The sequence below is a fragment of the Methylobacterium sp. E-066 genome (assembly GCF_022829635.1).
Lineage (GTDB): Bacteria > Pseudomonadota > Alphaproteobacteria > Rhizobiales > Beijerinckiaceae > Methylobacterium.
Genome location: NZ_JAKSYO010000182.1, coordinates 44,292 through 68,680, shown reverse-complemented (window position 1 = coordinate 68,680; position 24,389 = coordinate 44,292). Strand labels below are relative to the sequence as shown.

The following is a 24,389-nucleotide window of genomic DNA, read 5'->3' as shown; positions in this document are numbered from 1 at the left end:
GCCACCGACGCGGGCACCGCCCCACCCTCCGAACCCGCCGGTCAGCCACCGCACGGACCCCCGAAGAGTGCCCCGGGATCGCTCCCGAAGCACCGAAGGACAGGTGGCGGCTAATGAGCACAAAATAGGAACATTGTCAAGCAAATTGACGGTCGATTTGGCTGCGTCGTCGCGAGCGGAGCGACGGAGTGGATGAGATCTGACGCTTGGTGCCGTCTGCAAAGGGTGGTTTTCTGCCAGTCTGGTTTCGGGTGGCGGAACCTGAAAAGCGGACGCTCAATCCGAGCGAACGGCCGATTCGTCGGACATGCGTGCGCGGTTGGAGGGGACCGCCCAAATTACCAGGTGATCGTGGTCGTGGTTTGATGGGACGCAGTCCTCCCACAGCCCACGGAGCGTAGCCGTCCGCCCCGGTCCCCGACCGATAAATGGGCGTGATGGCCTCCCATGCAACGTTCACGCGTTGATCGACGAGCACGATCCGGTCAGTCCAGGATCCACTCGTCGTCGTCCCAAGGCTGCGTTTCGAGCCTGGATGCGAGGGCGCCGGCAATTTCCTCGGCCGTTTCCTCACTCGACAGGCCGATGCCCCGGGCGAGGCTTCGCACGATCCGCCCGGTCGCCACGCCGGCGGCGGCGAGGCGGGACGCGAGATCCTCGTGGAAGGACGTTTCGAATGCCTCCACCGCATGATCGTCCCCCCAGATGTCCGGCATATCCGTCAGGGTCAGGACCCGGGATAGGCGTACCCGGCGCTCCTCGTCGGCAAGCGTCCTGTTTCGTGAGTCGAGGAACCGGGCGAAGGCGGCCTCGCGGTCCTGGACCGGCTGCGCAGGGATCTCGTGCCGGCCAAGCACCGTCTCCATCGATCGGACATGGTCCGCGAAAGCCGCGATGGCGCGCGCCCGTCCGTCCTCGCCGCGCAAGGCGTTGGCTAGGACGGTCAGCCGCATCAGTCGCGAGGTCTCTTCGCCCTGGACCCGGCGCCTGATCTCGGCCGCGTAGGCACGCGGCATCCAGTGCCCGAGGACCGTCTCGATCGTTGAGCGGCGGTACTGGATGCGCTGCGCGGTCTCCTCGACTTCGGAGCCATCGTTCTCCTCCATCCCGAGGGCGCTTCTCAGCCCGAAGCCGAAACCCTCGGTCCGTGGCCGTGCGTGCTCGACGCCGGCCTCGCCCGCTAGGACTGCAGCCAGCCTGTCCCTGTCGGCCGGGCTGAACCTGAAGGCATCGAAGGTGAACAGGCGTGTCGCGGGCGGCTTGTGGCAGAGCACGCCCGTCAGGAAGAACTCCCTCGGCGTTAAGACATCTGTGTCGGGCGGCGGAGCGTCCGTCACCGGTTGTGCGATGTCGAATACAGCCTCGACATAGGCCGAGAGGGCGTCGTGCCGTCCCGAGAGGCGGACCATAAGCTCGTGACGCTTGCTGCCGGGATTGGCCGATCCGATGAACCAGACCGGCTGGGTCGTCCTCAGGATACGAAATAGCTTGGTATGGAAGTGGACGGGTGAACTCGTCACCACGGCCACTGACACGTCATGGAAGCCGGCCCTGCGGAGCGTGGCCCTTACGCCCCGCATGTCGGTCCAGGTTCGCGGGATCAGAGCGGTCGCCTCCAGCCCGATCGCGATCCTGACCCTGCAGTATCGACGATGGGCGCGGGGGACCCGCTTGCATAAGGCCACCATCCTATCGGGATTGTAGTAACCACCGAGGATCGTGATCTCGGTCGCTCCGATTGCCGCCTCGTGAAGTGCACCTTCGAGGTCCACGACGTCGGTACCGTCGGGATCGAGCCCGATCAGTTCCGGATGATGGACGAAGACCCTATCGTCGATCCGCATGGCGTTCCCCAAGGACCGTGGACAGGCATGGGGGATCCCACGTCAGGCCCTCATCCAACCTGAAGATTGCAAGTTTGTAGCACGACCTACTGATGTCATGGCCGCCGCTTTCGAGGCTGCTTCGCTTTCAGAGCGGACATTCGAATAGGCAGGGCGGAAGGTCCGCAACGGGTCATTTTCGTCGTGGAACCGAACCAACGCTTACGTCCGCGTTTGGGTAGCCCTCGTAACTGTTTATACGACTAGGTTGGGTCGACAGCAGATGCCACCAAGCGTCCGATTTCGTCCCCTGGATCGCTTCGCGGCACGCGCACGGACGGGGCGTCCCCCCACGCAGCCCCTCAATGAAAATCCCGGCTCGGATACATCCGCCGGTCCGGGGGCGCGCCGAAATCCGTGGTCTCGGGCGGCAGCCGCATCCCGGCGGCGCGCAGGTCGCGTAAAGACTCGGTGAGGTCGCGAAACCCCTCGGCGACCAGATGGACCACGCCGCTCGCCCGCTGGACCCGGCCGCGCACGGCGAGGAAGCGGGCCTGCATGGCGGCCCGGCGGTTGGCCTCGAACACCGTTTTCCAGATGATCACGTTGGCGATGCCGGTCTCGTCCTCCAGGGTCAGGAACACCACGCCTTTGGCGGTGCCCGGCCGCTGGCGGATCAGCACCAGACCCGCCACCGTGACCCGGGCGCCCTGGGGCAGGGACGGGTCGCAATGGGCCCGGGCCGGGATCGCGCCGATCCGGGCGAGGCGACCCCGGAAGAACGCGACCGGGTGCCCCTGGAGCGACAGGCCGGTGGCGGCGTAATCCTCGGCCACCGCCTCGGACAGGGGCAGGGCCGGCAGGTCCACCTGTGGCTCGTGGCGGAACAGGCCGTCATCGGCGTGCCAGGCGAAGAGCGGCAGCGGCGCGTCGAGGAGATGGCCGCGGCGCTCGGTCCCGTCCGCCTTGGCCGCCTTGCGGGAGGAGGTGCCCTCCAGCGTCCGCACCATCCACAGGGCGGCGCGCCGGTCGAGGCCCAGCGACCGGAAGGCGTCGGCCTCGGCCAAGCGCTCCAGGGCGTTGCGCGGCAAAGCGAGGGCCGCCTGCAGGCCCTCGATGCTGGCATAGCCGTTGGCGCGCAGCCGGACGAGCCGGTGCATCGCGGCCTCGGGCAGGCCGCTCACCTGCCGCAGGCCGAGGCGGACCGCGTGCCGCTTCGGATCCCCGGCCGGCTCCAGGGTGCAGTCCCAGGCGCTGGCATTGACGCAGACGCCCCGCACCTCGACCCCGTGGGCGCGGGCGTCGCGCACCAGCTGGGCCGGCTGATAAAAACCCATCGGTTGGGCGTTGAGGATCGCGGCCAGGAACACGTCCGGGTGCCGGCACTTCATCCAGGCCGAGGCGTAGACCAGGAGCGCGAAGCTCGCCGCGTGGCTCTCCGGGAAGCCGTAGGTGGAAAAACCCTTGATCTGCGCGAAGCAGCGCTGGGCGAAATCCGCCGGATAGCCGCGGCCGGTCATGCCGCCCACGAACTTTTGCTCGAAGCCGCCGATCGAGCCGACATGCCGGAAGGTCGCCATCGCCCGGCGCAACCCGTCGGCCTCGGCCGGCGTGAAGCCCGCCGCCGTGATGGCGATCTGCATCGCGTGCTCTTGGAACAGCGGCACGCCGTAGGTCTTGTGCAGCACCGCGTGCAGCTCGTCCGCCGGCCCGTGGTCCGGATGCGGAGCCGGATAGACCACCGGCTCGTCCCCTGACCGCCGCCGCAGGTAGGGATGGACCATGTCGCCCTGGATGGGGCCGGGGCGCACGATCGCCACCTGCACGACGAGGTCGTAAAACTCCTTGGGTTTGAGGCGCGGGAGCATCGACATCTGCGCCCGGCTCTCGACCTGGAACACGCCGACGGAATCGGCCTTCGCCAGCATCGCGTAGGTCGCGGCATCGTCCTGCGGCAGCTCGGCCAGGGTCTCGTAGAATTCGCCGTGGTCCCGTTCCAAAAACTCGAGGCCGCGCTTGAGGCAGGTCAGCATGCCGAGCGCCAGCACGTCGACCTTCATCAGGCCGATCGCGTCGATATCGTCCTTGTCCCACTCGATGAAGGTGCGGTCCGCCATGGCGCCGTTGCCCACCGGCACGGTCTCGTCGAGGCGCCCGCGGGTCAGGATGAATCCGCCGACATGCTGCGACAGGTGGCGGGGAAACCCGATCAGCTGGTGGGCGAGGTCGAGCGCCTGCCGGAGCATCGGGTTGTCGGGGTCGAGGCCGGCCTCGCGCACGTGCTTGTCCGGCACGTCCTTACCCCAGGAGCCCCAGACCGTGTCGGCGATCGCCGCGGTCACGTCCTCGGTGAGCCCCAGCACTTTGCCGACCTCGCGGATCGCCATGCGCGGGCGGTAATGGATCACCGTGGCGCAGAGGGCCGCGCGCTCGCGCCCGTAGCGGTCGTAGAGGTGCTGGATCACCTCCTCGCGGCGCGCGTGCTCGAAATCGACGTCGATGTCCGGGGGCTCGCCCCGGTTCTCGGAGATGAACCGGGCGAACAGCAGCCGGTGCTTGGACGGGTCCACGGCGGTGATGCCGAGGCAGAAGCACACGGCGGAATTGGCCGCCGAGCCGCGGCCCTGGCACAGGATGCCCTTGCTCCGGGCGAACTCGACCACGTCGAACAGGGTCAGGAAGTAGCGGGCGTAGTCCATCTGCGCGATGAGCCGCAGCTCCTCGCGCAAAGTCGCCTCGACGGCGGCCGGGATGTCGCCGGCATAGCGCCAGCGCGCCCGCTCCCAGGTCTTCTCCTCCAGGTATTCCTGAGGCGTGCGCCCCGGCGGCACCGGCTCGTCGGGATACTCGTAATGCAGCTGCCCGAGGGAGAAGCTGCAGCTTTGCGCGATCTCGATGGTGCGGGCGAGCGCCTCCGGATGGTCGGCGAACAGCCGGGCCATCTCGGCGGGGGTCTTCAGGTGGCGCTCGGCATTGGCCTCCAGGCGATAGCCGGCCTCCCCGATCCGGCAGCCCTCGCGAATGCAGGCCACCACGTCCTGAAGCGGGCGCCGTTCGGGATGGTGGTAGAGCGCGTCCGAGACCGCGACCATGGGTGCCCCGTGGCGCGCGCCCAGCTCCGCGAGGAGGCCGAGGCGGCGGCGCTCGTCGCCGCGCCGCGCGTGGCTCGCCCCGAGCCAGGTCCGGCCCGGGGCGGCCGCGGCCAGGGCTTCGAGCCGGCCCAAAAAACCGTCCGGGGGGCGCAGGCGCCGGCCCGGCGGCATCGCGATGAACATCTGCCCCTCGGCGGCCTCCAGCATCTCGGCGAAGGTGAAGCGGCATTCCCCCTTGCGGCTGCGGCGATTACCCCGGGTGAGCAGCCGGCACAGGCGGCCCCAGGCCTGCCGGTCCGCGGGATAGGTCACGGCCTCGAACCCGTCCTCGGTGACGAGGCGCACCCCGGGCAGGACGCGGATCTTCAAACCCTCCGCCTCCAGGGCCCGCGCCGCCGCATGCGCCCGGACCACCCCGGCCACGGTGTTGCGGTCGGCGATCCCGAGGGCCGCGAGCCCGTAGGCCGCGCCTTGCACGACGTATTCCTGCGGATGCGAGGCGCCGCGCAGGAACGAAAAATTCGTGGTGAGGGCGAGCTCGGCGTAGGCGGGGCCGCTCACGCGAACACCCCGTGGACGAACCATGCGGCCGGGCGGCCGGGGGCGTGCGGTCCGTCGCGGTAGAGCCAGAGCCTTCGACCGGCCTCGCACTCGACCCGGTAATAATCCCGGGCCTCGGCGGGCGCATGCCACCACTCGGCGGCGATCCGCTCCGGCCCCTCGGCATGGACGATCGCGTGGATCCGGGCGCGCCAGCGGAAGCGCCGGGGCGGCCCCTCTGGCACGGTGGAGAGCACATCGAGGGCAGCCTCGCCCCGGGGGAACAGCACCAGGGGCCGGGGCGGCAGGTGGTCCGGCCAGGAGGTGGGCGCGCTGGTCCAGGGGCTGTCGGACTCACACGAAGCCGGTCGAGGCGCGAGTCCCCTCTCGCGTGCGGGAGAGAGAGCCGGTCGCGACTTGCGCGAGGCGCTGTCTGAACCGTGTAGCGTCCACGGGAGGGTGTGGGCGGCCCGCTCCGGGATGTGGCTCGCCCGCGCCCCGAGGCGCAGGAGCGGCCGGCCGAGGCGCTGGGTCAGGGCATCCGCGAGGGCGTCGATGCCGTCGCCCTGGGGGGCCGCGCCGAGTTCCGTCTGGCGGACCGACAGGGTGCCGGTCACCGTCACGGTGAGCGCCACGGTCTCGAAGCCGAAGCCGGCATCGAGACCGGCGCCCAGGCGGTCGAGGCGCAGGGACACCAGGGCGGCGACGCGCTCGGGGCAGCGCTCGGGCCGGGACAGGCCGAGATCGAGCACGCGCATCACCCCGTCGACCCGGTGCAGCACGAGGCGCAGGGCGCAGGCGCCGACCCCGTCCCGCTCCAGCCGGGGGGCGATCTCCGCCATCAGCAGCCGGGCGGTGACGACGATGTCGGATTGCCGGCCGATCGGGTCGAGGAAGCCGCGGGCGGCCCGGTAGGCGGCCTCCTCGGTGAGCGGCGCCAGAGGCTCCGGACGCCGGCCCATCGCCTGGTCGAGGCGCAGCAGCAGGGCCTCGCCGAAGCGGCGGGCCAGCGGCCCCCGGGCCAGGGCATCGACTTCGCCGACCCGGCGCAGGCCGAGCCGCTGCAAACCCGCGACCGTGCCGGGATCGAGGCGCAGCGCCGCCACGGGCAGCCCCCGCAGGGGCTCCGCGGCCCCGCCGGGGGGCACGACGACCCGGTCGGAGGCCCCGTAGCAGGCCAGCGCGAAGGCGCCGCCGGGGGTGTCGGCGAGCGCGATCCGGGCGGGAATGTTTGACCGCGCCAGGCGCCCGGCCAGGTCGTCCACGAGCTTCGCCTCGCCGCCGCGCAGGTGGCTCGCCTCGGCGACGTCGATGTAGAAGCCGTCCGCCGCCTCGGCGGCCCCGAACGGCGCCACACCGGGGGCGTAGCCCTCCGCCCAGCGGCAGAGCCGCAGCAGCGCCGCCCGATCGGCTTCGGGATCGGCGGGATGGACCTGGAGCGGCACGCCGATCCGCGCCCGGACCCGGCCCAGGGGCTCACCGGGCTTCAAGCCCAGGGCGCGGGCCTCCGGGTCGAGGGCGAGGAGCCGCAGGCCACCGGAGCCCTCGGCCGCCACCGCGAGGGGGCCCCGGTCAGGCGCGAGACCGGCCCGCCGCAGCCGCGTCACGGGCCAGTGGCTCAGGCAGACGCAGACGATGCGCGGCATGGTCCCACTCCACAAGCCAGTCGCCGCCCCGGCCGTTGCGGCAGCGTTCGAGCCGCGCCCGCCAGCGCGGCTTGTCCAGGGTCCCGAACCGGTCCCGGGCGGCCGGGGCCGAGGCGATCCGCCAGCGGGTGGCGGCACCGTTGGGCAGGCCGGCCTCGGCGGGCCGCAGGATCAGCAGGAGCGGCGGCGCGTCGCCGTCCGCCCCCCCTTCCGCGGCGAGCTGCAGGCGCCGGCCCGGCTTCAGCGGCAGGCCGTCCGCGAGGAGGCCGACGAGCACCGGCAGGGCGCGGGCGTGGAGCGCCGCCTCGAGCGCCCGAAACACCTCGGCGTCGCCCCCAGCCTCCAGCAGCAGCAGCCGGGCCGGATCGAGGCCGAGGCCGGCCAGGCCGTGGCCGTGGGGCAGGGGCTGGTTCGGCGCGGCGGCGATCAGCGCTGCGCCTTGTGTGCGGGCGAGCCGGGCGGCGCAGAGCGCCAGGGCGAAGCCCAGGGCCGCGACCATATCCGCGGGCTCCATCGGGGCGATCTCGTGCGGCGGCCCGAGGGCCAGGCCGCCGCCAGGCAGATGCGCGTCGATCGCCTCCAGGCCCAGGGGCAGGACCGGGCGCGGTGCCGCTTGGCCGCCGGGACCCGCCAGGCGCACCCGCAGGGCCGCCAGCCGCTCCCGGGGGCTTCCCAAAGCGGGATCCCGCCCGGTCTGGTTCGCAGGGTCCGGCCCCATCTCCGCGTGCTCCGATCATGCCGGACGATAGGAACATAACAGGAACATGTACAAACCGATTCCGCACGATGCCTGAATCGGACGCCGGGCCAGCGGCTTGGCCTGTGGATGGATGTGGACGCGGGTGGAATCGGCCCGGCCGCCCGCGACCAAAGCCGCGGTTGACCGGGTTCGCGGCCCGGTGTGACGCGCAAAATCGAATGGCATTCTGCGCGAGTTCGGATGTCATCACCTCCGGATCCCGGCCAGGTCGCGCAACGCGCCCGCCGCAGGCTCGGCCTCCGCGGAACCCTGCGCCTCTGCCGGCACCGGCTCGGCGATCACCCGGGCAAGATAGGCCCGGCGCGCCACCGACGAGGTCGGGCGCCTCAGCTTCCAGAGGCGCGTGGCCTGGTACGGGCGGGCGATCTGAACGGGCTCGCCATGGGTTTCGGGGCGGAGCCGAACCTTCAGAACGGCACCGGGCGAAAGGCCCCGCGGTTTTATCCGCTCCGCGCAGCGTCGGTCCGCTGCGGCGGCTGAGCCCGGAACGTGTCCGTCGAAGGCCGGCCGCAGCTTTTCCCGACGGTATCTGACCGCGGTTCAACAATTTGTGATAGATCCGAGAAATTCATAAACTAACAGCAGTAGAAAATAGACCCTCCGTCAAATATAAATATTCGAATGGATAAATAATTTTCCTACAGAACATTTTATAAGTTTTTGCACGAACTCTAATGAGCAACGTCCGAATATTTTCGACTTTCAAATCAGATCGGATGAGATTATGCACCTGAGTCATGAAATACCCGTAATGTAATAAATCAGACATATGCGGACCTTGTTTTCGACAGCCGCCCTGCATCCTCGGGAGGCCTTCGATCGCTGGAGAGAGGCGCTGATCGAGCAGGGGATGCCCGTCGAGCAGCACCGGCTCGACGAGACGCCCTTCAAGGCCAAGTTGACGGTTGCCCGCGTCGGCCCCCTCGTGATGACCTCCCTGGCGCAGGCGGCCATGCGCACCGAAGCGACGCCCAGTCTGATCCGGCGATGCGCCGACCAGGACCGGGTCGACGTGCTGATCAAGATCGCCGGTGTGTCGCGGCGGATCCAGGAGGGTCAGGAGAGTGTGCAGCGGCCGGGCGACCTCGTGGTGTACGACCGCCGGCCATCCGCGCGGATATCGTGCGCCGACAGCCAAACTTTGGTTTTGACCCTTCCGCGCAAGCGCCTGGAGGACGTGCTCGGCCCCACCCGGCTCTACGCATCCCTGACGATCGGGGCAGATCTCGCGTCGACCCGTCTGGCGACGAGCTTCATCACCAACCTGATCCGCCTCCGCGATCAAATCCCGCTCGATGTCGCCACCCGCATGGTCGGCATCGGCACGGACCTGATCATGGCCAGCATCGCCGAGCGCTTGGCCAAGGACGTACCGAGACCGTTGCACGGGACTGTCGTGGTCCAGCGCGCCAAGGCCCATGTCGAGGCGAATCTCGGCGACCCGGCCCTCGATCCGCCCCAGCTCGCGGCCGCGACCGGCGTGTCCCTCCGTCGGCTGCAGGAGCTGTTCCACGCGCGCGGCCAGCACATCTCCGAGTACATCTGGCATCGCCGGTTGGAAGCGGCAGGCAAGCGCCTGACCGACCCGGGCTGTGCCCATCTGCCGGTCGGCATCCTGGCCTTCAACTGCGGTTTCAGCAGCCAGGCTCACTTCTCCAAGCGCTTCAAGGCGCATTTCGGCCTGCCCCCGCGTGAGTACCGGCACGCGGCCTTGATGAAGGTTCCGTGCGCGAGTCCGGACCTCGGCCTCGCGCGACACAAGGCGATCGGCGCTCCGCCCAGGCAGTGACGGTTCGGGCACCGGCGAACCAGCTCCGGCAGCTGAGCGCGCCCGCGCTCGGCGAACTGGAGGCCGCGCGCCGGTACGGCATCGAAACGCGTTACCGCCGCTGCCGCTGGCTCGCCGTGTTGATCTGGACCTGTCCGAAGCTGCCGCCGGAGACGCTCCACAAGGACGCGGTCCGGCGGTCACACTGTGCCCGCTGCGGCCTGCGACCGGAGCCCGGCGATGTCCGCCTTTACCGGGGTGCGGTAAGACGCATCCCACTTGGCCCCGACCCTCGCGGACAAGCGGGATGCCACCAAGCTGTTGCGACCGCGCCGGAATCGGCCCGAAACAGGCGCCTTCGGCCGCCCTGTGCCGATCATCCCACCTGGATCACGGTTTGCGGCCAACCGTAGCGGAGGTCTGGCGGACCGCGCCCAATCGGGTCATGAAGGACGCCATCCGACCTTGCGCCCCCTCGGCGAACCCGGAAGAGCCGATGGCGCGGCGAACGCCATGAAAAACCGCGACAAAATTCCGCCCGGTCTCGGCCAATCCCGGAAAACCCCGCCCTGCGCCGCTGTGCCGACCGAACCTGCACGTCACAACATGGTCCGAGCATGCGCCCAGCCCTCGCCTTGACGATCCTGCTCGCCCTCTCTGGAGCGGCCTCAGCCCAGCAGCCGCCGGATCCCGGGCCCGCCGCCCCGAATGCGTCCGAAGGCCGCCCGCGCCCGGTCAAGCCGCGGCCCCGGCAGGCCCCGGTCCCGAGCCAGCCGATCATGGTCTACGACGCCCGGATCGAGGCGGGCGACCTGCGGATCTCGGGCTCGGTGCGCAAGCCCGGGGCGATCGTGGTCCTGGACGACGACATCTCGATCCAGGCCGACCGGCGCGGGCGCTTCACCTTCCGGGTCCCCTACCGGCCGCCGACCTGCGTGGCGACCCTCAAGGCCGAGCCGGACGAACGCGAGGCCGTGATCGCGAACTGCGCCGCCGAAGGCCCCCCGGGGCCGCCCGGCCCGCAGGGCGCCGCGGGGCCGCCCGGGGAGGCGGGGCCGAAGGGCGATGCGGGTCCCAAGGGTGATGCGGGTCCCAAGGGCGACCAGGGGCTCAAGGGTGAGCCTGGCGCTCCGGGACTCCCGGGGGCCAAGGGGGATCAGGGCGCCAAGGGCGAAGCCGGTATCAAGGGCGAGCCGGGGGCCAAGGGCGAGCCCGGCCCGGTCGGCGGGGCAGGGGCCAGGGGCGAGGCCGGCGCCTCCGCCCTCCGGGCCGTGCGCAAGTCCGACTGCGCGGGCGGCTGCACCATCACATGCCCGGCCGAGGAGATCCTGGTCACCGCCCACTGCCTCAAGGCCGGCACCCCGGTCTATGACGGGGAGGGCGCCACCTGCCCGGCGGAAGCCTCGGGGATCGTCGGGTTCTGCACCCGGCCGTGAGGGTTGCGGGTGTCACACATCTCTCATCGAAGCGACGCTGGCGCCTCCCACGCCCGCACAGGCTCCGATGTCCACACATCGGCTTGTGCAGGCCGCGACGCGCCCCCTCTCCCGTGCGGGAGAGGGCTGGGGTGAGGGACCAGGTCTTTCCGGACAGGTCGCATCCCTCACCCTGTCCCTCTCCCGTGCGGGAGAGGGGACCCGCGCCTTGAGCGGAGACGTGTGAGGCCGCTCTGTCCCCGCGGGGCGAGGGAATCGCCTCTCAAGGCAGCGCCCTCGTTAAAAAAGATCAGGACCCCGCCGCGCAGATCCGAGCTCCAGGCGGCGCTATCACCCCGATCAGCCGCCGGTCTCGCGCAGCCAGTCCAGCATCCCGGCGGCGGCGGCTCGGCCGCCCGCGAAGGCGCCCTGGAGCAGGTAGCCGCCGGTCGGGGCTTCCCAGTCGAGCATCTCGCCGGCCAGGAACAGGCCCGGGCGGGCGCGCAGCATGGCCCGGCTGTCGAGGGCGTCGAGGCGGACCCCGCCCGCCGTCGAAATCGCCCGCTCGATCGGGGCCGAGCCGATGAGGGCGAGGGGGGCGGCCTTGATCAGCCCGGCCAGCGCCTCGGGCTCGGCCGGGAGGTTTTGGCCGGCCGCCTCGCGCAGCAGGCCCGCCGCCACCGGCGAAAGGCCCGCGGCCTTGCGCAGCCGGGTCGCCGCCGAATCCCCAGGCCGGGCGCCGGAGAGGCGGCGGGCCAGAACCTCCAGGGTCAGGTCGGGGCGCAGGTCGACGCGAAGGCGGGCGCTTCCCCGGGCGGCGATCGCCGTGCGCAGGTGGCGCGACAGGGCGTAGACCGCCCCGCCCTCGATCCCGGCCTCGGTGATCACCGCCTCGCCCCGCACGGTGATGCCGTCGCAGGCGAGCGCCACCCGCTTGAGCGGCGCCCCGGCGAAACGCTCCCGGAACAGGTCGGACCACGCCACGGTAAAACCGGCATTGGCCGGCTCCAGGGGCGCGACCTCCACCCCGAGCCCTTCGAGGAGCGGCACCCAGCGCCCGTCCGAGCCGAGCCGCGGCCAGCTCGCCCCGCCGAGCGCCAGCAGGGTCGCCCGGGGCCGGATCTCGGTCGGGCCATCGGGCGTCTCGAACTGAAAAGAACCCTCGGCGATCGCCGTGAGCCGGTGGCGGGTGCGGATCCGGACCCCGAGGCGGTCGAGCCGCGCCAGCCAGGCCCGCAGCAGCGGCGACGCCTTGAAGCTCGTGGGAAACACCCGCCCGCTCGACCCCACGAAGGTCGGCTCGCCGAGATCCGCGCACCAGTCCCGCAGCGCCTCCGGGGGGAAAGCCGCGATGGCGGCGTCCAGGTGGCCGGCGGGATGGTAGCGCGCCAAAAAGTCCGCGCGCGGCTCGCTGTGGGTGAGGTTGAGGCCGCCGCGCCCGGCGATCAACAGCTTGCGGCCCACAGACGGCATCCGGTCGTAGACCGTGACCGCCCGGCCGGCCTGCGCCAGCACCTCGGCCGCGGCCAGCCCGGCCGGGCCGCCACCCACGATAGCGATATCTTGGGCGATGTCCCTGATGTCGTCCGGCATCCGCCTGGAGAGCGGCAGGCCGCCCGTGCCTGTCAAGCGGAAGGGCCGGGGAGGGGCGAGGAAAGAGGGGAGCCGTGCGCTGCGCGCCGTGCAGGTTCACTGGTGCGGCGCTAGGAACCAAAACGCCCCAAAGATAGGTTCTTCTCCTTTCTCCGCCTTGCGTAGATCGGCAACCTCCGCGCGAGGGCCATCGACGCTCCCCTCCTTCGTGCCGAGCCGCCATCCGCACCGGATGCGAACGGCCGTGCAGCCCGGACCAGAGGTCAGACACGTGGGTCGTCCCATCGCCGTCACCGGGCTCCCGGCGCAGCCGGCCCCCGCCGCCCGGGACCGCCTCAGCCCGGTCGAGATCCGCGCGATCGTGTTCGGCCTGATGACCGCGATGCTGCTCGCGGCCCTCGACCAGACCATCGTGGCGACCGCGATGCCGACCATCGGGCTCGATCTCGGCGACGCCGCCAACCTCCCCTGGATCGTCACCGCCTACCTGCTGGCCTCCACGGCGGTGACGCCGCTCTACGGCAAGCTGTCCGACATCCACGGGCGGCGGATCATGCTGCTGATCGCCATCGCGACCTTCGTGCTCGGCTCGCTCGCCTGCGCGGTGGCCCCCACGATGGTGACCCTGGCGCTCGCCAGGGGCCTCCAGGGCATCGGCGGCGGCGGGCTGATCGCCCTGTCGCAGACCATCCTGGCCGACATCATGCCGCCCAAGGAGCGGGCGCGCTACCAGGTGGTGATCGCCGGCGTGTTCGTGGCGGCCTCGGTGGCCGGGCCCCTGCTCGGGGGCTTCTTCGCCCAGCATCTGCACTGGTCGCTGATCTTCTGGATCAACCTGCCGATCGGCTTCCTGGCCTTCGCGCTGACCAACGCCAAACTGAAGCTGCTGCCGCGCAACGAGCGCCGCCACACGCTGGATTATCCCGGCGCCGTCCTGCTGGTGCTGAGCTCGACCACCCTGTTGCTGGCCCTGAGTTGGGGCGGCGTGCGCTATCCCTGGGGCTCCGCGCCGGTGCTCGGCCTGCTCGCCCTGGCCGCCGTGCTGGGCAGCCTGTTCGCGGCGCGCCTCGCCACCGCAGCCGAGCCGCTGATCCCCACGGAGGTGCTGAAGAACCGGGTGGTCTACAGCGCCACCCTGTCCGCCTGCTTCGCGATGGGCACCTTCATCGGCCTGACCATCTACGTGCCGATCTTCCTCGAAGGCGTGATCGGGCTCACCGCCAGCGAATCCGGCATGGCCCTGGTGCCGCTGATGGTCGGCACCGTCACCGGGGCGACGCTGTCGGGCCGGTCGATGCTGCTGTTCCGGCACTACAAGCGCCTGCCGCTCGCCATGATGAGCCTCAGCATCGTGTGCTGCGCCGTCATCGCCCTGGAGGGGCGGGCGCTGCCGTTCTGGCTGATGGAGGTGCTGTTCGCCCTGCTCTCCATGGGGATCGGGACGATCCTGCCGCTCTCCACCATCGCGATCCAGAACGCAGTGGAGACGCACCAGCTCGGCATCGCCACCGCGGCGATGAACTTCTTCCGCTCGCTGGGTGGTGCCCTGATCGTCGCCGCCTTCGGGACGATCGTGCTCGGCGGCGCCACCGGGACCGGGCACGATGTCGAGAGCCTGATCCGCGGGGGCGACCCCGCACAGCTCGCCCTGACCTTCCGCTCCGTGTTCGCGGCCGCCTGCCTCGGCCTGGTGGCTGCCTTCGGGTTCCTCGCCTACATGGAAGAGCGCCCGCTGGGCGAGCGTCCCGCGGCGAAGCCCGGCCGCGCGCCGGCCACCGACACCCCATCGTAAGGACCCGATCGTGGCTTGGCTGATCCTGCTCGCCGCCGGCCTGCTGGAGGTGGTGTGGGCCTACGCGATGAAGCGCTCCGCGGGCTTCACCCAGCTGATCCCGAGCGTCGTGACGGTGGCGGCCGCCCTCGGCAGCTTCGTCCTGCTGGCCTTCGCCATGCGCAGCCTGCCGCTCGGTACCGCCTACACGGTCTGGACCGGCATCGGCGCGGTCGGCGCCTTCCTGCTCGGCATCCTGATGCTCGGCGAGAGCGCGAGCCCCCTGCGGATCGCAGCGGCGGCGCTGATCGTCTCGGGCCTGGTGCTGATGAAGCTCTCCGGGGACGCGTGAGACGCGGGATCATCCGGTCGCCGCGTCCGTGCCCTTGATTCGCCCGGTTCGCCCGCTTAACTCGCCCCTATCGGCTGCGGGCCCCTCTGGCGGGCGCTGTTCAGCGCCCGTGATGTCGGAGCCGATGCTTTCCTTCCGGAATCGCATCAGGTCCCGCACATGATGGACGTTCTCACCGTCGAATGGCTCGGTAAGCCATTGTGGATGTGGCTCGGCTTCCACGTCCTGGTCGGCTGCCTGCTGGCCTTCGATCTCGGGCTGCTGCACCGGGACAAGGAGCACGAGATCGGCGTGCGGGAGAGCCTGCTGCTGACCGGCTTCTACCTGGCCCTCGGCCTCGCCTTCGGCGGCTGGATCTGGTGGTATCTCGGGCCGCAGGCCGGGGAGGAATATGTCACCGGCCTCGTGGTCGAGAAGTCGCTGTCGATGGACAACGTCTTCGTCATCGCCATGATCCTGGCCGCGCTCGGCATTCCGCGCGCCGCCCAGCACCGGGTCCTGCTCTGGGGCATCCTCGCCGCCGTGCTGCTGCGCGGCCTGATGATCGGGCTCGGCGCGGCCCTGGTGCATCAGGTCCACTGGGTGCTGTCGCTGTTTGCCGCCTTCCTGATCTTCGCCGGCCTGAAAATCCTGTTCTCGGGGCCCGAGGAGGAGAGCGACTTCCAAAACAGCGCCGTGGTGCGCTGGATCAAGAAGACCTTCCGGGTCACCCCCGAGTTGCACGGCCAGCACTTCGCCGTGCGCCGGCCCGACCCGGCCACCGGCCGCAAGGCCCTGTGGTTCACCCCGCTCGCCTTGGCGCTGGTTCTGGTCAACGGCGCCGACGTGATCTTCGCCGTCGACAGCGTGCCGGCGATCTTCGCGATCACCACCGACACGTTCGTGGTCTACACCTCCAACATCTTCGCGATCCTGGGGCTGCGCGCCCTCTACTTCGCGCTCGCCGCGATGGTCGACCGGTTCGCCTATCTCAAGACCGCGCTGGCCTTCATCCTGATCTTCATCGGCGCCAAGATCGTGGTCGCCGACACGTTCGGGCTGATCCATGTGCAGCCCTGGGTGTCCCTGGTGGTGACCCTGTCGCTGCTGGCGATCGGCGTGTTGTACAGCCTGTGGCGCACCCGAACCGACGCCCCAGCCCAAGCGGCCGCCAGCCCGGCGCACGGGCATGAGGCGCGGGTTCATCGGGCCTGAAGTTCCGGTTTCAAAAGGTCCGGGACCTTTTGCGGGTCCAGGGCGGAGCCCTGGAAGGTCTCGTGGGCTCCGCCCCCGAACCCCGCCAAAGGGCTGAACCCTTTGGAATCCCAGGACTTCTCGGTGCTATGCCGGCAGGGCGGCGATCAGGTCGCGCAGGGTGGTGATGGTCGAGGCATCGGCCACGCCGTCCACCCGCGCCTGGCGGAAATGGCGCTGGAACGCCGTGACGACCGCATGCGTGCGCGCGTCGAACACACCGGTCACCGGCAGCTCGTAGCCGTAGAGGGCGAACATCGCCTGCAGCGCCTCCACGGGCTGTCCGGCATCGCCCTGGGCAAAGAACCGGCCGTCCCGCAGGCCGGTCGGCGGGACGCGATGGCCGACGCCCTCCGCGGCGAGGCGGTCCCACGGAAACGTCTCGCCCGGATCCTCCTTGCGCTCGGGGGCCACGTCGGAATGGGCCAGGACCCGTTCCGGCGGGATCGGCCAGCGTCCCAGGATATCCCGGGCCAGCGCGATCACGGCGGCGACCTGCGCGTCCGGGTAGGGCGGCAGCCCGCCGGCATGGCCCGGATGGACGATCTCGATCCCGAGCGAGCGGGAATTGAGGTCGGTGACGCCCTTCCAGGCGCCCCGACCCGCGTGCCAGGCGCGGCGCGCCTCCGGCACCATCTGGACGATGCAGCCATCCTCGAACACCAGGTAATGGGCCGAGACCTCGCTCAGCGGGTCGCGCAGCCGCGCCAGCGCGGCGGCCCCGCTGTCCATGCCGGTATAGTGCAGGATCAACATGTCGGGCCGCGCCCCGCGGCGCTCGCCATGGTTCGGCGAGGGCGCGACACGGCGGGCGAGGGGGCTGTCCGGAACGAGGCTCACCGCTACCCGCGCTCCTGCACGATCCGGTCATAGGCGGCGTTGATGGCGGCGAGCCGCTTCGTGGCGATCGTCACCGCCTCGGCCGGCAGGCCCCGGGCCAGCGCCCGGTCGGGATGGTGCTCGGCGGCCAGCGCCCGGTGGCGCGCCTTCACGGCCGCCTCGTCGGCGTCCCGGTCGAGCCCGAGGACCGCGTAGGGGTCGTCCGGCAGCCGCACGTGCCGGGCCGCGATGCGCTGGAAGGCGGCCTCGTCGAAGCCGAAGATGCTCGAAACGGCGCGCAGATAGCGCTCCTCCGCCTCGTGAAGCGCCCCGTCGGCGCCGGCGATCTGGAACAGGCCGTCGAGCACGTCTTCGAGGAGGGCCGGCTCGTCGCCGAAGGTCGTCGCGAGTTGCCGTGCATAAGCTTCGAAGCCGCTGGTGGTCTTCTTCGCCAGATCGAACAGGCGCTCGACGCCGGCCCGCGCGGACTCTTCGACGCGGACGACCCGGCCGAACGCCTCGACTTCGGAGGGCAGCACGACGCCGTCGGACTTGGCCATCTTGGCGGCCAGAGCCACCAGCCCGGTGGTGAACACCACATCGCGGGGCGTCGGGCCGAAAGGCGCACCGATCCGGTCGACCAAAAAATGGCCCGCGACGCCGCCGATCAGCGCCCCGAGCGGTCCGCCGACGGCGAGGCCGAGCCCGGCACCGCCGAGCTTGCCCCAAGGACCCTGAGGCTTACCCTGAGGCTTGGCCCCCTCGCTCATGGGCGGGCCGAGCCTGAGCGGCATCGTGAACTCGGTGCGGTCATGGTCGGCGGCTTCGCGTCCGGCACCGGGGACGCGCCCGGCCGAAGCCGGGATAGCCGCTCCTCAGGCGGCGCGGAAGGGCCGGGACGCGCCCGGCCCCGCCGCGTCGAGCCTTAGCGGCAGTAGATGTTGCCGTAGGCGTCCTGGTAGGTGCCGTAGGGGCAGCGCGGCGCGGTCGAGGCGCCCACGATGGCGCCGCCGGCGCCGCCGATCGCGGCACCCGCCAGGGCACCGCCGGCGCGGCCCGTGGCGGCGGCGCCGATGGCCGCGCCGGTGAGCGCGCCGAGGCCGGCACCGCCGAGCGCGCGATCCTCCGGGGTGTTGCAGGCGCCCAGCGACAGGGCGGCGATGGTGGCGAGGGCGGCTGCGGTCAGCTTCTTCATGGTCCCCTGATCTCCCTTGTGCATCCGGTCCGGCCGTCGGCCGTGATCGTCGCGGATCCCCGTGAGCTTAGCAGGAAAGGAATGCCCGCCCTACGGCTAAGGTTCCACACCCGGTGATGGAGTTGCGCCTGCTTCCCGTCTCGCCCTATGCCACCGCGTTGAGGCGGCGCGCCGGCCGGGGCGCCGCAGCGCCATCCCGGAGGGTTTTATGTCGAGAGCCACCACGATCGTCCGCCGGGCCGCGGTTCGCCCCGACCGCGTCGCCGACACGGTGAGCCTCGATCACGCCGCCCGGGCGGCCGCTTCCGGATCCCTGGTGGCGGAAGGCGGCCTCGGATTCGAGGTGGCGCTCACCAAGGCGGCGGCGCTGGAGGACGGCGACGCCCTGCGCCTGGAGGATGGCCGCCTCGTCGCGGTGCGGGCCGCCCAGGAGGATCTTCTGGAAGTGCGCGCCGAGAACCCCGCCCGGCTGACCCGACTGGCCTGGCAGCTCGGCGGCAACCACGTCCCCGCCGAGATCACCGCCGACGTGCTCTACGTCCCGTCCTCCCCGGCCAATGCCGAACTGGTCCGCGGCCAGGGCTGCACCGCGAGCCCGGTCTCACGCCCCTTCCGGCCCGAGCACGCGGCGCACGACCACAGCACCTGCGGGCACGATCACGGGCATGACGATCACGGACATGATCACGGACACGCCCATCATGATCACGGGCACGACCATAGCCACGATCACGGCCATCACGGTCACGACCACGCCGAAGCGCATGCGCATGCCGAGACCCATGACGACCATGGGCATCACGGGCATGTCCACGGCCCCGGCTGCAATCACGACCATTAGAAGCCGCTCAACCGGCGACCACGGCATCAAGAGCTTCCGTGCGAAGCTCCCGCCGCCGTCATGGCACGTGCCGCGCCGCAATCTCGGGCCGCGTGATCCCAGAGCTCGGCGTGACTTCAGATCGCTTTGCTGTGTGCGATGACGACGCGGGATGATCGGGTGGCGCAATCCACCCGGCGCCGTCCCCGCGCAAGGCCGGCTGGCGCCAAAATGGTCCTGCCGAAGGACAGCCGCAATGCAATTCCGAGTCGCCCTCGATATCGGAGAATAAAATACAGATTTCTTTTTTATTTTCATTTCTAAAATATTTGCGCCTTGCAATCGTAAGAAGCGCCCCAATAAATCGTTACCTTGCTCGTGCTGTTAAGTGTTGCATCCGTATCACAGACTGTAGGCCAAGCTTTCGATACGAAGGCCAGGAATTCATTTCTTGGGCCACCATTCCATGCGTAAGATCGTTGCTTCCCTGACTGCCTTTACGGCGCTGACGGCTGCCGCTTCCGCAGCAGATCTGCCCCGTCGGGCGTATACGCCGCCGCCGCCCGTGCCGGTCTTCACCTGGGCCGGCCCGTACTTCGGCATCAATGCCGGTTACATCACCTCGACCAAGGACAGCGTGACGACGGCCGGCGTGTTTCCGGTCAACAACGGGGTCCGGGTCGGCGACCGTCCGGCTGCGCTGGGCCTGCCGCGGGACGGCTTCACCGGCGGCGGCCAGCTCGGCTACAATTACCAGTTCACGCCGGGCTCCGGCTTCGTCGTCGGCGCCGAGGCCGATCTGGGCTACACCGACCTGAACCGCACCCGCAGCACCACCGGGCGCCTCGGCGGGATCAGCACCTTCCGCGAGTTGGGCAGCTTCCTCGGGACCGTGCGCGGGCGCGTCGGCTATGCCTTCGACCGCACCCTGGTGTACGGCACCGGCGGCTTCGCCTATGCGAGCGAGACCTACCGCGGCGTCTTCCAGACGGCGACCGGTCAGCCGAACTTCTATGGAAGCAGCGCGCACGTCGAGACCGGCTACGCGGCCGGCGGCGGCATCGAGTTCGCGCTGCCCACCGATTCCGTGTTCAACGTCTTCCACTCCAGCGCGGTGACCCTGAAGGGCGAGGCGCTGTACTACGATCTCGGCCGTCGCACCGTCCCGCTCGTGGCGGTCGGGCCGGGCGTCGGCGCCTACGCCGCCCGCTTCCGGAACGAGGGCGTGCTCGGCCGCTTCGGCCTGAACTACAAGTTCGGTAGCTAGCGCATCACTCCAAGAGGTGGTTGCCAGCTTTCGGAAAAATGATGCCCGATTGAAGACCTAGCGCATCGTCTCGGATCCGGCATCCGAGATGATGTGCTCACGGTCAACATCGGGCGCTTGGTAACCGGGCGGAGGGGCTCTTCCGACCTTCAAGCCCACGTTCATTGCCATGACCACCGCGCCAAAGCCGGGTGATCTGACAGCATGAATCGTCAGATCACCCCAGCCGACAGCCGAGCCTCCTTGCGTCGGGTGGAAGGGACTTTCTTTCGTTCGGTCCCTGCCGACAAAGTGGAGCACGTCCTGTCACCGCCGTCCCCTGAGAGTGCCGGTCGTTATCACCGGCTGGGACAAGCCGCTCTGTACATGAGCCCGAGCATCGAGTGGGCGACGGTCGCCGTTTCAGGATACATCCGCGAAGAGGGGCGCCCGCGCGTGGTTGTACCTCTCGTCATGAGCGAAGCTTACGTCCTCGACCAACATGACGAAGACGCATGCCGATCGGTCGGCATCGATCGCGACCAATCGAACGTGTCGTGGCGTCAAACCTTGGCCTCCGGGCAGGAGCCGCCGTCCTGGCAAAATGCCGACGCGGCGCGTGCTGGTGGAGCGGACGGGATCGTCGATCGCTCTCGGTTGATACCGGGCGGCTGGCACATCTGCCTCTTTCGCTGGAACGAGCTCGGGGGTCCATCAATCGTGGTCTGTGGAGAACCGCGACGGATCGAATTGCGTCCCGATGGACCGAAGTGGGGCCTTTAGGCCGTTACGGAGGTGCATGTGGCAGCTTACCGGCGAACCGGTATCCAACTTCGGCGGCGAGCGCTCTAAAGCCGCTTCGGCACCGGCCGCCGGCAATAGGCGCGCGCTTCTGTCTCCGCGAGGCCGTCCTGGGCCGCCACGCACTGGTCGAGGGTGAGCCCGATGCTGGCCGCGTAGGGCTGGTTCGGCGACAAGGCCTCGCGGGCGAGGCTCGCGAGGTAGAGCAGGAACGCGGCTGCCGCGAGCAGCAGCGCGGCCACGAGGGCACGGTTCAGCATCGGCTCCATTCCCGGCCTCGCCGAAGGGCCGTGCGGCGTCACGGGAAGCCCACCAGCAGTTGCGCCAGCGCGAGAAGCACGAGGCCCGCGCAGATCAGCACGAGGGCGGTGCGGTCGAAGCCGGTCCGGCGCATGGCGGGCCGGCCTAGCACCCGCGGCGGGCCGGGACGACATCCGGCGCGGCGCTCACTGGAGCAATCCCCACAGGGCCGTCGCCAGGCCGAAGGTCAGCGACACCATCGCAGCGCAGAGCAGGGCTCGGTCGATGATGCGCGCAACCCGATCCACCGGTTGAAACTCGATCATGGCGCCGTCTCCCTCGGGCCGGAGACTGGAGGCCGCCTGTTGCTGCCCTGTGTCGTCACGCCGGCTCGGCGCGTCGGCGGGGCGCAGGAACACCCCGGGTGCCCCCCCGTTGGACTCATATCCCAACGCGAGACCCCGCATGACCACCGATCCACTGCACAAATACCCGCGTCCGCCCTTCGAGGCGCAGCCGCAGAGCTTTCCGGGCAAGACCGGCCGGATGGCGCCCGAGCCCGATCACGGCGAGGACAGCTACAAGGGCTCCGGCAAGCTCACCGGCCAGGTCGCGCTGATCACCGGCGGCGACAGCGGCATCGGCCGCGCGGTGGCGATCGCTTATGCCCGGGAGGGGGCCGACGTCGCCATCTCGTACCTGCCCGAAGAGCAGGCGGATGCCGAGGCGGTGAGCGGCTGGATCGAGAAGGCGGGCCGGCGCGCGCTGCTGCTGCCCGGCGACCTCAAGGACCCGGCCTATGGCCGCTCGCTCGTCGCCCGCACCGTCGAGACGTTCGGCCGCCTCGACGTGCTGGTGAACAACGGCGCGTTCCAGCAGCCGAACCAGGGCCTGGATTCCATCGAAGACACTATCTTCGAGGACCATTTCCGCACGAACGTGTTCGGCCCGTTCTACGTGACCAAGGCGGCTTTGGCCCACCTGAAGCCCGGCGCCTCGGTGATCTTCACCTCCTCGGTGAACTCCAAGCACCCGATGCCGACGCTCCTGGCCTACAGCGCCACCAAGGGGGCACTGAGCAACCTCGTGCTGAGCCTCGCGCAGCTCTTGGCCGAGAAGGGCATCCGGGTGAACGGCGTGCTGCCCGGCCCGATCTGGACGCCGTTCATCCCGTCCGGGATGAGCCAGGATTCGGTCAAATCCTTCGGCGACCAGGTGCCGTTCGGCCGCCCCGGCCAGCCGGCCGAGCTCGCCTCCGCCTACGTGATGCTGGCCTCCGAGGACAGCAGCTACACGTCCGGCGCGCTCATCACCGTGGCCGGCGCGATGCCGGTCTTCTAGGTCCCGCAGATCCCGGGTTTCCAAAGGGCCCACGGCCCTTTGGCGGGGTTCGGGGCGCGAAGCCCCGATCCTTGGTCGCGGGCCGCTCAGGCAGCGCGCATGTCGGCCAGGAAACGCACCACCTCGGCCCGCAGGGCTTCGGCGCTTCGGGTCACGTCGCCGGCCGCGCTGCCGACCTCCTCGGCGACGCGGCGGGTGGCGTCGGCGGCCGTCGAGGCGGAGACCACGTTCTCGCTCACCGCCCCGGTTCCCCGCGACGCCTCGTCGATGCTGCGGGAGATGTCGCCGGTGGCGAAGCGCTGCTGCTCCACGGCGGCCGCGATGGCGCTCGAGATGGCGTTCATCGTGTCCACGGTCTTGCCGATCGACTGCACCGCCTCGACCGCGACGCCCGTCTCGCTCTGGATCGCGCCGATCTGGGCGGTGATCTCCTCGGTGGCCTTGGCGGTCTGGCCGGCCAGGCCCTTGACCTCGGCGGCCACCACCGCGAAGCCCCGGCCAGCCTCCCCGGCCCGGGCCGCCTCGATCGTAGCGTTGAGCGCCAGCAAATTGGTCTGCTCGGCGATCGCCGAGATGATCCGCACGACCTCACCGATCCGCTCGGCCACGGAGGCCAGCCCCTGGATCTGCCGATCCGTGCGCTCGGCCTCCTTGACGGCCTGGATGGCGATCTCCGCCGATTTGGAGACCTGATCGCCGATCTCCGCGATCGAGGCCGACAGTTCCTCGGTGGCGGCGGCCACGGTCTGAACGTTGGCCGAGGCCTGCTGCGCTGCATCCGCGGCCGAACCGGTCTGCCGAGCCGCCGCGGAGGCGGTCTCCGACATCGCCCGGCAGGCCTCCCGCATTCCGGCCGCCGCCTTGTCGACCTTCTGGAGGAGGTCGCTCGCGCTCTGGTCGAAGCTGCGGGTGATGTCCTCGATCCAGCGGGCGCGCTCCTCGCGCCGCGCCTGCTCGGCGTGCTGATCGGCGGACAGGGTCTGCGCCTGGATCATGCTGTCCCGGAACACGCCGGCCGCGGCGGCCATCAGGCCGATCTCGTCGCGCCGTCCCGCCCCCGGGATCGCCGTCGCGAGTTCGCCCCCGGCCAAGCGGCGCAGGGCTGCCGTGAAGGCACTCAACGGTTTGGTGATGCTGCGGGCGACCAGTACCCCGGCCACCACGATGCCGAGACAGAGCGGCACCAGCCAGAGCAGCGTCTGGATCAGACGCTGGCGGCTCGCCGCCTGGATGTCGTCGATGTAGAGCGCCGCATTGATCGACCATTGCCAGGGCGCGAAGGCGAGCGAGTAGATCATCTTGGGTGCGGGCTCGGTCTGGCCCAGCCGCGGCCAGCTATACGCAGTGAAGCCGCCCCCTTCCTGCCCGCGGGCGATCGCCTGCCCGACGAACATCTTCCTGATCTCCTCGTCGCTGCGGCTCTTCAAGCCTTCGACCTTGGGATCGGGGTGGACGATGTTGCGCCCGAGATTGCCCGGCTCGGTGCTGTAGACGAAGACGTAGTCGTTGCCGTTGAAGCGGATCGACCGCAGGGTATCGGCAGCCCGCCGCTTCGCCTCGTCGAGGGGGATCGTCCCGGCCTCGGCCTGCTTGGCCAAGGCCGCCACGATGCTGTGCGCGGCCTCGACCTGATGGCGGATGACGGCCTTCCGGCCATCCATCAGAATGCCGTCGGCAGACCGGAACTCGAAGGCCAAGATCGCCACGAATGCAAATATCACTCCGCCCAGAATGAAGAATATCTTTTTGCCGATTGTCATTGATGAAATTCCCTTTCCCGGCTCATAAAATCTGAACTCGGTAGATTTTTGTTTTTTATGCGACAAACTATACAGACCCCATCCTCCGCCATCAAGTAATATGATACTTCATATCGGTCTACACATTGGCAGGTGCATCACCTTAGAATCGTTCAACTCTTACGTGTCGAGACT

General features: G+C 69.9%; 19 protein-coding genes. 9 read left to right on the top strand and 10 right to left on the bottom strand.

The genetic code is table 11. The features are described from left to right. Positions 1–485: 485 nt before the first annotated feature. From MKL20_RS25920 to MKL20_RS25905, 4 genes are all read right to left on the bottom strand, one after another. Positions 486–1,844 (bottom strand): hypothetical protein, encoded by a 1,359-nt coding sequence (locus MKL20_RS25920; protein ID WP_244039062.1) that lies wholly within the window; start codon positions 1,842–1,844, stop codon positions 486–488. Between the two features lie 341 nt (positions 1,845–2,185). Further along, positions 2,186–5,500: an error-prone DNA polymerase gene (locus MKL20_RS25915; RefSeq protein WP_244039061.1), complete on the bottom strand. Its 3,315-nt coding sequence runs from the start codon at positions 5,498–5,500 to the stop codon at positions 2,186–2,188. Further along, entirely contained in the window at positions 5,473–7,101 is a 1,629-nt protein-coding gene (locus MKL20_RS25910; RefSeq protein WP_244039060.1) for a DNA polymerase Y family protein, read from the bottom strand. Before MKL20_RS25910 ends, MKL20_RS25915 begins: the two co-directional genes overlap by 28 nt. After that, positions 7,028–7,819: an ImuA family protein gene (locus MKL20_RS25905; protein ID WP_244039059.1), complete on the bottom strand. Its 792-nt coding sequence runs from the start codon at positions 7,817–7,819 to the stop codon at positions 7,028–7,030. Before MKL20_RS25905 ends, MKL20_RS25910 begins: the two co-directional genes overlap by 74 nt. 811 nt (positions 7,820–8,630) lie before the next feature. Between MKL20_RS25905 and MKL20_RS25900 the strand changes: the two genes are divergently transcribed. Both MKL20_RS25900 and MKL20_RS25895 read left to right on the top strand, forming a co-directional pair. After that, complete coding sequence (locus tag MKL20_RS25900; RefSeq protein WP_244039058.1) at positions 8,631–9,650, top strand: helix-turn-helix domain-containing protein; 1,020 nt, start codon at positions 8,631–8,633, stop codon at positions 9,648–9,650. 596 nt (positions 9,651–10,246) lie between these two features. Then, positions 10,247–11,065 carry a collagen-like protein gene (locus MKL20_RS25895; protein ID WP_244039057.1) on the top strand — a complete coding sequence of 273 codons (819 nt, stop codon included), beginning with the start codon at positions 10,247–10,249 and terminating at the stop codon, positions 11,063–11,065. 339 nt (positions 11,066–11,404) lie between these two features. On the opposite strand, the gene MKL20_RS25890 is transcribed toward MKL20_RS25895, so the two are convergent. After that, positions 11,405–12,637, bottom strand: coding sequence for a TIGR03862 family flavoprotein (locus MKL20_RS25890; protein ID WP_244039069.1), 1,233 nt, complete (start codon positions 12,635–12,637; stop codon positions 11,405–11,407). A gap of 271 nt (positions 12,638–12,908) precedes the next feature. Here MKL20_RS25890 and MKL20_RS25885 point away from each other — a divergent pair, with 271 nt between their 5' ends. The 3 genes from MKL20_RS25885 (at position 12,909) to MKL20_RS25875 (ending at position 15,954) form a co-directional block, all read left to right on the top strand. Then, positions 12,909–14,429: an MDR family MFS transporter gene (locus tag MKL20_RS25885; protein ID WP_244039056.1), complete on the top strand. Its 1,521-nt coding sequence runs from the start codon at positions 12,909–12,911 to the stop codon at positions 14,427–14,429. 10 nt (positions 14,430–14,439) lie between these two features. Continuing rightward, on the top strand, positions 14,440–14,760 hold the full coding sequence (gene sugE, locus MKL20_RS25880; protein ID WP_244039055.1) for a quaternary ammonium compound efflux SMR transporter SugE: 321 nt from the start codon (positions 14,440–14,442) through the stop codon (positions 14,758–14,760). A gap of 159 nt (positions 14,761–14,919) precedes the next feature. Next, positions 14,920–15,954: a TerC family protein gene (locus MKL20_RS25875; protein ID WP_244039054.1), complete on the top strand. Its 1,035-nt coding sequence runs from the start codon at positions 14,920–14,922 to the stop codon at positions 15,952–15,954. Between the two features lie 126 nt (positions 15,955–16,080). Here the strand turns inward: MKL20_RS25875 and MKL20_RS25870 are convergent, their stop codons facing one another. From MKL20_RS25870 to MKL20_RS25860, 3 genes are all read right to left on the bottom strand, one after another. Continuing rightward, the gene (locus MKL20_RS25870) at positions 16,081–16,833 is read right to left on the bottom strand and encodes an N-acetylmuramoyl-L-alanine amidase (protein WP_244039053.1); all 753 of its coding nucleotides are present in this window, start codon (positions 16,831–16,833) and stop codon (positions 16,081–16,083) included. 2 nt (positions 16,834–16,835) lie between these two features. Further along, positions 16,836–17,582: a TerB family tellurite resistance protein gene (locus MKL20_RS25865; RefSeq protein ID WP_244039068.1), complete on the bottom strand. Its 747-nt coding sequence runs from the start codon at positions 17,580–17,582 to the stop codon at positions 16,836–16,838. A 155-nt stretch (positions 17,583–17,737) separates the two neighbouring features. Beyond that, entirely contained in the window at positions 17,738–18,007 is a 270-nt protein-coding gene (locus MKL20_RS25860; RefSeq protein ID WP_243940570.1) for a hypothetical protein, read from the bottom strand. Positions 18,008–18,215: 208 nt separating this feature from the next. On the opposite strand from MKL20_RS25860, the gene MKL20_RS25855 reads away from it, so the two are divergent. From MKL20_RS25855 to MKL20_RS25845, 3 genes are all read left to right on the top strand, one after another. After that, positions 18,216–18,848 carry an urease accessory protein UreE gene (locus MKL20_RS25855; RefSeq protein WP_244039052.1) on the top strand — a complete coding sequence of 211 codons (633 nt, stop codon included), beginning with the start codon at positions 18,216–18,218 and terminating at the stop codon, positions 18,846–18,848. Between the two features lie 445 nt (positions 18,849–19,293). Continuing rightward, complete coding sequence (locus tag MKL20_RS25850; RefSeq protein ID WP_244039051.1) at positions 19,294–20,094, top strand: outer membrane protein; 801 nt, start codon at positions 19,294–19,296, stop codon at positions 20,092–20,094. A gap of 204 nt (positions 20,095–20,298) precedes the next feature. Continuing rightward, a complete protein-coding gene (locus MKL20_RS25845) occupies positions 20,299–20,856 on the top strand; it encodes an RES domain-containing protein (RefSeq protein ID WP_244039050.1) in 558 nt (185 codons plus the stop codon). Between the two features lie 65 nt (positions 20,857–20,921). On the opposite strand, the gene MKL20_RS25840 is transcribed toward MKL20_RS25845, so the two are convergent. Continuing rightward, entirely contained in the window at positions 20,922–21,134 is a 213-nt protein-coding gene (locus MKL20_RS25840; protein ID WP_244039049.1) for a hypothetical protein, read from the bottom strand. Between the two features lie 445 nt (positions 21,135–21,579). On the opposite strand from MKL20_RS25840, the gene MKL20_RS25835 reads away from it, so the two are divergent. Next, on the top strand, positions 21,580–22,455 hold the full coding sequence (locus MKL20_RS25835; RefSeq protein WP_244039048.1) for an SDR family oxidoreductase: 876 nt from the start codon (positions 21,580–21,582) through the stop codon (positions 22,453–22,455). 86 nt (positions 22,456–22,541) lie between these two features. Here the strand turns inward: MKL20_RS25835 and MKL20_RS25830 are convergent, their stop codons facing one another. Further along, positions 22,542–24,161 (bottom strand): methyl-accepting chemotaxis protein, encoded by a 1,620-nt coding sequence (locus MKL20_RS25830; protein WP_244039047.1) that lies wholly within the window; start codon positions 24,159–24,161, stop codon positions 22,542–22,544. Positions 24,162–24,389 lie beyond the last annotated feature (228 nt).

Coding starts and splice junctions, on each gene's coding strand:
- MKL20_RS25895 (WP_244039057.1), top strand. CDS start 10,247: ATGCGCCCAGCCCTCGCCTTGACGATCCTGCTCGCCCTCTCTGGAGCG.
- MKL20_RS25845 (WP_244039050.1), top strand. CDS start 20,299: ATGAATCGTCAGATCACCCCAGCCGACAGCCGAGCCTCCTTGCGTCGG.
- MKL20_RS25840 (WP_244039049.1), bottom strand. CDS start 21,134: ATGCTGAACCGTGCCCTCGTGGCCGCGCTGCTGCTCGCGGCAGCCGCG.
- MKL20_RS25915 (WP_244039061.1), bottom strand. CDS start 5,500: ATGGTTCGTCCACGGGGTGTTCGCGTGAGCGGCCCCGCCTACGCCGAG.
- MKL20_RS25905 (WP_244039059.1), bottom strand. CDS start 7,819: ATGGGGCCGGACCCTGCGAACCAGACCGGGCGGGATCCCGCTTTGGGA.
- MKL20_RS25890 (WP_244039069.1), bottom strand. CDS start 12,637: ATGCCGGACGACATCAGGGACATCGCCCAAGATATCGCTATCGTGGGT.
- MKL20_RS25920 (WP_244039062.1), bottom strand. CDS start 1,844: ATGCGGATCGACGATAGGGTCTTCGTCCATCATCCGGAACTGATCGGG.
- MKL20_RS25855 (WP_244039052.1), top strand. CDS start 18,216: ATGTCGAGAGCCACCACGATCGTCCGCCGGGCCGCGGTTCGCCCCGAC.
- MKL20_RS25900 (WP_244039058.1), top strand. CDS start 8,631: ATGCGGACCTTGTTTTCGACAGCCGCCCTGCATCCTCGGGAGGCCTTC.
- MKL20_RS25835 (WP_244039048.1), top strand. CDS start 21,580: ATGACCACCGATCCACTGCACAAATACCCGCGTCCGCCCTTCGAGGCG.
- MKL20_RS25910 (WP_244039060.1), bottom strand. CDS start 7,101: ATGCCGCGCATCGTCTGCGTCTGCCTGAGCCACTGGCCCGTGACGCGG.
- MKL20_RS25860 (WP_243940570.1), bottom strand. CDS start 18,007: ATGAAGAAGCTGACCGCAGCCGCCCTCGCCACCATCGCCGCCCTGTCG.
- MKL20_RS25865 (WP_244039068.1), bottom strand. CDS start 17,582: ATGAGCGAGGGGGCCAAGCCTCAGGGTAAGCCTCAGGGTCCTTGGGGC.
- MKL20_RS25850 (WP_244039051.1), top strand. CDS start 19,294: ATGCGTAAGATCGTTGCTTCCCTGACTGCCTTTACGGCGCTGACGGCT.
- MKL20_RS25875 (WP_244039054.1), top strand. CDS start 14,920: ATGATGGACGTTCTCACCGTCGAATGGCTCGGTAAGCCATTGTGGATG.